The following is a 5939-nucleotide window of genomic DNA, read 5'->3' as shown; positions in this document are numbered from 1 at the left end:
ATGCGCGCGAGCGTCGGTGTCATCTCGGGCCGCAACGCCACGGCGCGATCACCCTTGTCCGTGAAGTTGTAGAGCTGGCCAACGATTTCGTCGCCACTCTTGGTCGTGTAAAGCTCCAGCGGTTCGAGCGGCGGGCCGTCGTATTCGCGAAAGCCGTAGCGACGCGCGACGCCGCGCCAGGTGTCGAAGACGTAATTGCGCACGTCCGCGCTCCACACGTCCTGGTGCGGGAGCGGTTCAGGATAAAAATCACGGAAACCCGGCAAGCGTTCCATGCGCGTATTTAGCCATAGAGTGGCGTCCGGTGCACAGGAAAGAAAACGCGACGTCAAAGTCGCGCCAATGCGGGGGTGAAACGGTGCAAACTGATATTTGGAGGAAGAGGACAGCGCGGTTCCGATGCGGACGTTCTCCTGTCAACAGCCCGTCCGACCCGAAGATGTGTCTCTCTCAGGCCTTGGGCTGGCCGGAAGGCTGCGGGCTTTCGCCGGGCGTGAGTTTCAACACCGCTTCGCGCATTTCCTTGCCGGGTTTGAACTTCACCACGGCACGTGGCGGGATACGGACGTCGTTCTCCGGGGCGTTGGGATTGCGCCCGATGCGAGCCTTGCGCACCTTGACCTCGAAGACTCCGAAGTTCCGCAGTTCGACCTTTTTTCCCTGAGCCACAGCTTCCGCAATGTAATCGAGAGTCTTTTGGACGACATCGAGAACGCTTTGTTGAACCAGGCTGGTCTCGTTGCTGATGCGGATGACCAAGTCACGCTTTGTCATAGGACCTTTACGGTTGGTTGTTTTGCTGCCGGGCTAAACCGATGCCCCCCCGTATAAGCCACGCTGCCTCAACGGTCAAGCCAGTAATCGGGTCGTCGTCAGCTCTCGATGACGTTGATTTCTACAGGCTCGACGCTTACTCCCTGTTTTACCAGCCAGCGAATGGCGGCCTTGATCTCCGCGCGCTTTCCATCGAGTTCCAGACAAACCACGCCGATTTCATCGGTCACGCTCGCCTGGCGGACATTGGTGGCGACTTTGAATTTGTGCCCCAACTGCCAGATCATCGGCGTCTTGATCAGCTTTGGCGGGTACATCAACCATAGCCGGACCGCCTGCGACTGGCTGTTAATGGTTGCAGCAGATTTGAATTTTTTTTGGCTGCTCGGCATAAAAATGTGCTCATCGTCCAGCGCGCTTAACCGCCGGCAATCGCCGGGATGATGCTGACTTCGTCGCCGTCTTTGAGCGGCGTTTGCGAGTTCTTGAGGAAGCGAATGTCTTCCTCGTTCACATAGACGTTCACGAACCGGCGGACCTCGCCTTTTTCGTCCAAAAGCCGCTCGGCGATGCCGGGGTAGCGGGACTGCAATTCTGTGATCGCCTCTCCAATCGTGGCGGCGTTGACCTCGACCAACTCCTCGTTGTTGGTCAACTTGCGGAGCGGCGTTGGGATTCGAACATTCTTTGCCATAAATTCAATTTCTGCGCTCAAGCTACACGGCTTTTCGTCTGAATAAAATCAATACTTGAAAGCGAGAGTTCGTTGCTTTTCTCCCAGCTTTCAAACCCTGACGACTGCTTCGAAACTTCGGCCGAAGCTTTAGGGTTCACACTGAAAACGGCTGTTTCATGTGTCCAAGTTGAGAGCAACAACTGAGTCCCTTCGCACTTCCAAGTTCCAATTGTGCCAGTCCCAACCAATCCAGCTTCGCCCGGCGGTCGATGCAGATGTAGGCGGATGGTGAAGATACCGCGTCGGAAAAGGCGTAGATGCACTTTTTTCATTCCAGCTTGGCCAAGATATTCGCAGAGTAGATTGAACCGACTCGTATTCCAGGACTCACGAATCATTCGAGGCAAGGCGATCAAGAAAGCAAGCGTGCCGTAATCCGAGATGAGCGCACTCCAAGCGTAAGGGCGGGTCGTTGGATTCAGCAGCATTCCTGTTCCAAGCAGTGCAGCACCGAACAGTGGAATCGAAGAGTGAAATCGCTTGGTTACGTAACTTTGAATAACACTCCACCAGTTAGCGAACGATAGAAGTCCGCCGAGCAGCATCAAAGTTGTTGAAATGCCATTCAACGTAATTACGCGCTTACCTTCTCCTCACTCGCCAGCATCGCTTCGAACTCGCGCAAGCTCGGCTTGATTTCGCGCGTCCTGCCGACGTGGCCCACGACCGCGTCGAGCGTCTTCAGGCCGTTGCCGGTGATGCAAAGGACGACGGAATCATTCGCCTGAATCTTGCCCGCAGCAATCAGTTTCTTCGCGACACCAACCGTGACTCCGCCGGCGGTTTCGGAAAAAATCCCTTCGCATTCCGCGAGCGACTTGATGCCTTCGCGGATCTCGTCATCCGTGACGTCCTCGGCAGAGCCCCCCGTATCCTTCATCACTTTCAGCGCGTAAAAACCGTCCGCCGGCGTGCCAATGGCCAGCGACTTGGCAATGGTGTTCGGTTTGACCGGCTTGAAAAAATCGAGCCCCGCTTTTTGTGCGACGGAGATCGGCGAGCAACCGGTCGCCTGCGCGCCGTGCACGGAATACTTCGTCTCGCTCACGAGGCCGAGCTTGGTGAATTCCTGATATGACTTCTGGATCTTGGTCAGCAACGAGCCAGACGCCATCGGAACGACAGTGTGCTGCGGGATTTGCCAGCCGAGTTGTTCCATGATTTCGAAGCCCATGCTCTTCGAGCCCTCGGCGTAGTAAGGCCGCATGTTCACGTTCACAAAGGCCCAGCCATATTTGCCGGCGATCTCCGCGCACAGGCGGTTCACTTCATCGTAGTGGCCCTTGATACCGATGACATCAGCGCCGTAAACAAGCGAATTCACCACCTTGCCCTGTTCCAGGTCCGCGGGAATGAAGACGTAGGCCTTGAGTCCGGCGGCGGCGGCGTTGGCAGCCACGGAGTTTGCCAGGTTGCCCGTGGAGGCGCAGGCGACGGTCGTGAATCCCAGCTCGCGGGCGCGACTCAAAGCGACGCTCACGACGCGGTCTTTGAACGAGAGCGTCGGGTAATTGACGGTGTCATTTTTCACCCACAGCTCGCGCACGCCGAGCCGCCGCGCGAGACGGTCCGCCTTGATGAGCGGCGTGAAGCCGACTTCGAAACCGACGGTCGGCTCGCCCGCCACCGGCAACAGTTCGCGATAGCGCCACATCGTTTGGGGGCGCGACCGGATGACCGGAGGCGTCAACGCCCTCTTCGCGCGATCATAGTCGTAAGCGACCTCAAGCGGTCCGAAGTCAAATTCGCACACGTGCGTGGCGATCAGCGGGTATTCGCGTCCGCACTCGCGGCACCTGAGCGCCTTCATAAAACCTGCGTTCTTTTCCATAGATTTCCTGCGATGGCTCGTGTCCGTTGCGTTCATGCAATGGCGCGCACGGCGGTCTGCCATCCTGCCGACATTCCACACAACTCATCGGGGCAACAAAAAACCCCGCCTCATTCGATGAGAAGGGGTGGAAAGTCCGGCCGCTCTTCTCATCTTCCCCGAGCCGACCCGGCTTGGGCTGGAATTGGCACCTGGTCATTGAAGTCGTGCTTCAATCGGTTGCCGTGGCGTCATCGGGCCAGTCCCTCGACCACTCGCAATGAGTTCCGTTTCATCAACGGATGCGGATAGATTGATGTTAACAGACTTCTCTGTCAACCAGTTTTCTCCGAGGCGGCCGGGAATGACCGCCGATCCGGCTGATGCGCGACAGACCGGCTCCGGTCGGAGGCGTCAATCCACGCCGCGGACTTTCATGCATCGCAGAAGGATTCGAGCGTTCGGTGTGTCCTTTCCGCGACCGCATCCGACCGGTGAAATGACTTTGCTACAAACCAATTCTGTTTTAGCGTGAGGGCGAAAAGAGTTTGCCTATGCAGAGCGTTCAACTGGGCAAGAGTTCACTGACGAGCAGCCGACTCGCCTACGGCTGCTGGCGGATTGCCGGAACCTCGGAAGCCGCCAAAGTCACTCCCGAAGCAGAAACGGCCGGGCGCAATGCGGTGCTCGCCGCCTTCGAGGCCGGCTACACGCTTTTCGATCTGGCCGACATCTATTGCGAAGGCGCGTGTGAGAGGATCTTCGGGCGCGCACTCAAGGAGGCGCGCGGCATGCGCAAACGGGTCCTGATCGCCACGAAGTGCGGTATTCGCAGGAAAGGCGATCCGAATCCCGACTCGCCTTATCGCTACGATTTCTCCTCCGATCACATCCTCGGGTCGTGTGAGCAGTCGCTCAAACGCCTTGGCGTGGAAACCATCGATCTTTACGAATTGCACCGGCCCGACTACATCGGCGGACCCGAAGAGGTTGCCAGCGCGTTTGCCCGGTTGAAAAAGGATGGAAAGGTCCGCGAGTTTGGCGCGAGCAACTTCCGGCCGTCACAGTTTTCGGCGCTGCAAAAGGCGTGTCCGATGCCGCTAATCGCAAACCAGGTCGAAATCAGTTTAATGAAGCTGGACTGCTTTCACGACGGGACGCTTGACCAGTGCCTGCAAGAGCAGGTGACGCCGATGGCGTGGAGTCCCCTGGCGGCCGGACGGCTCGCGGACAACGGTCCGATCGACCTGCAAACGCCCGATCACGCGCACCGCATACGCGTACGCGAAACCCTCGATCTGGTGGCGCGCGAACGCGGCGTCACCCGCGCCGTCGCCGCGCTGGCCTGGCTGCTGAAGCATCCGTCTGGAATCGTCCCCATCGTCGGTTCCACTCATGCCGAACGTATCCGCGACGCGATCAACGCAACGGAAATCGAGCTGACCCGGGACGAATGGTACCGGCTCATGGAGGCAGCCTGGGGACAACGATTGCCCTGACGTCGTGACGCGATGAGCGACACACCCACACCCGCTCAACTGGGCTTTCGCATGCCTGCGGAATGGGAACCCCACGCCGGCACCTGGCTGACCTGGCCGCGACCGGACGGGATCAGTTTTCCGGACAGATACTTCGCCGTGCCGCCGGTTTATTCGAAACTGATCCAGCAGCTCGCTGCCGTTGAGGAGGTAAACATCAGTGTCTGGGACGCTGAAATGGAAGCCTGGGTGCGCGGGTTGCTCGCCGAAAACAACACGCCCGTCGAGCAGGTGCTGTTTCACCATTTCCCCGCCTACGAACCGTGGTGCCGCGATCATGGCCCGATATTCCTGGTGCGTGACAACTACGGTGTCCGCGACCGCGCCATCGTTGACTGGGGATACAATGCGTGGGGCGGCAAATACCCGCCCTTCGATCTCGATGATGTCATTCCTCAGCACGTCGCGTATTTGAGGCAACTCCCGCTTTTTTCGCCCGGGGTTGTGTTGGAAGGCGGCTCGATTGAAGTTAACGGTCACGGAACACTGCTCACAACGGAATCCTGTTTGCTGAATCCCAACCGTAATCCGCATCTGACGCGATGCCAGATTGAACAGTGTCTGCGCGAGTATCTTGGTGTGACGAACATCCTCTGGCTCGGCGAGGGGATCGTCGGAGACGACACGGACGGTCACATTGACGATCTGGCGCGGTTCGTTGACCCGGCAACGATCGTGACCGTGGTCGAAGAAGATCCGTCCGACGCAAATTATCAGGTGCTGCAGGACAATTTGCGTCGCCTGCGTGGAATGCGCGACCAGAGTGGCAACATGTTTCGGATCGTCCAGCTGCCCATGCCCGGTGTCATTGAGTATCAGGGACAGCGTCTGCCGGCGAGCTATGCGAATTTTTACATCGCCAACGGCATCGTGATTGTCCCCACATTCCGCGACCCGAACGATTCGGAAGCGCTAACGATTTTGCGCAGGGTGTTTCCACGCCGGCGCGTCATCGGCATTGACTCCACCGATTTAATCTGGGGCCTCGGCTCGTTCCACTGCATCAGCCAGCAGGAACCGGCGTGACCCACGGTGTATGGATGCCTCCGCGCCAGACTGCATCCGGGCCTTCATCGCGCTC

8 protein-coding genes and 1 riboswitch are annotated in these 5939 nt (G+C 58.4%); of the genes, 2 read left to right on the top strand and 6 right to left on the bottom strand.

Translation table 11 applies throughout. The annotated features are described in order from the left end of the window. The 6 genes from VN887_18520 to thrC form a co-directional block, all read right to left on the bottom strand. A partial coding sequence (locus VN887_18520; GenBank protein ID HXT42010.1) for an ATP phosphoribosyltransferase regulatory subunit occupies positions 1-275 on the bottom strand: 275 nt, incomplete at its 3' end. Between the two features lie 175 nt (positions 276-450). After that, positions 451-774: an HU family DNA-binding protein gene (locus VN887_18515; GenBank protein ID HXT42009.1), complete on the bottom strand. Its 324-nt coding sequence runs from the start codon at positions 772-774 to the stop codon at positions 451-453. Between the two features lie 98 nt (positions 775-872). Then, the gene (locus VN887_18510; GenBank protein ID HXT42008.1) at positions 873-1166 is read right to left on the bottom strand and encodes an NIL domain-containing protein; all 294 of its coding nucleotides are present in this window, start codon (positions 1164-1166) and stop codon (positions 873-875) included. Positions 1167-1192: 26 nt separating this feature from the next. After that, positions 1193-1468: a ubiquitin-like small modifier protein 1 gene (locus VN887_18505; GenBank protein HXT42007.1), complete on the bottom strand. Its 276-nt coding sequence runs from the start codon at positions 1466-1468 to the stop codon at positions 1193-1195. A 17-nt stretch (positions 1469-1485) separates the two neighbouring features. Then, complete coding sequence (locus VN887_18500) at positions 1486-2079, bottom strand: hypothetical protein (GenBank protein HXT42006.1); 594 nt, start codon at positions 2077-2079, stop codon at positions 1486-1488. A 5-nt stretch (positions 2080-2084) separates the two neighbouring features. Next, on the bottom strand, positions 2085-3341 hold the full coding sequence (gene thrC, locus VN887_18495; GenBank protein HXT42005.1) for a threonine synthase: 1257 nt from the start codon (positions 3339-3341) through the stop codon (positions 2085-2087). Between the two features lie 146 nt (positions 3342-3487). After that, a riboswitch (SAM riboswitch) is annotated at positions 3488-3607 on the bottom strand. A 267-nt stretch (positions 3608-3874) separates the two neighbouring features. Here thrC and VN887_18490 point away from each other — a divergent pair. Next, positions 3875-4819, top strand: coding sequence for an aldo/keto reductase (locus VN887_18490; protein HXT42004.1), 945 nt, complete (start codon positions 3875-3877; stop codon positions 4817-4819). Between the two features lie 12 nt (positions 4820-4831). Next, positions 4832-5884, top strand: coding sequence for an agmatine deiminase family protein (locus VN887_18485; protein HXT42003.1), 1053 nt, complete (start codon positions 4832-4834; stop codon positions 5882-5884). Positions 5885-5939 lie beyond the last annotated feature (55 nt).

It is taken from the genome of Candidatus Angelobacter sp. (genome assembly GCA_035607015.1).
Lineage (GTDB): Bacteria > Verrucomicrobiota > Verrucomicrobiia > Limisphaerales > AV2 > AV2.
This window is presented reverse-complemented; position numbering and strand designations above follow the sequence as displayed.

Excerpts from the sequence above, each read along its gene's own strand:
- VN887_18515 (HXT42009.1), bottom strand. The coding sequence starts at position 774 with ATGACAAAGCGTGACTTGGTCATCCGCATCAGCAACGAGACCAGCCTG.
- VN887_18510 (HXT42008.1), bottom strand. The coding sequence starts at position 1,166 with ATGCCGAGCAGCCAAAAAAAATTCAAATCTGCTGCAACCATTAACAGC.
- VN887_18505 (HXT42007.1), bottom strand. The coding sequence starts at position 1,468 with ATGGCAAAGAATGTTCGAATCCCAACGCCGCTCCGCAAGTTGACCAAC.
- thrC (HXT42005.1), bottom strand. The coding sequence starts at position 3,341 with ATGGAAAAGAACGCAGGTTTTATGAAGGCGCTCAGGTGCCGCGAGTGC.
- VN887_18490 (HXT42004.1), top strand. The coding sequence starts at position 3,875 with ATGCAGAGCGTTCAACTGGGCAAGAGTTCACTGACGAGCAGCCGACTC.
- VN887_18485 (HXT42003.1), top strand. The coding sequence starts at position 4,832 with ATGAGCGACACACCCACACCCGCTCAACTGGGCTTTCGCATGCCTGCG.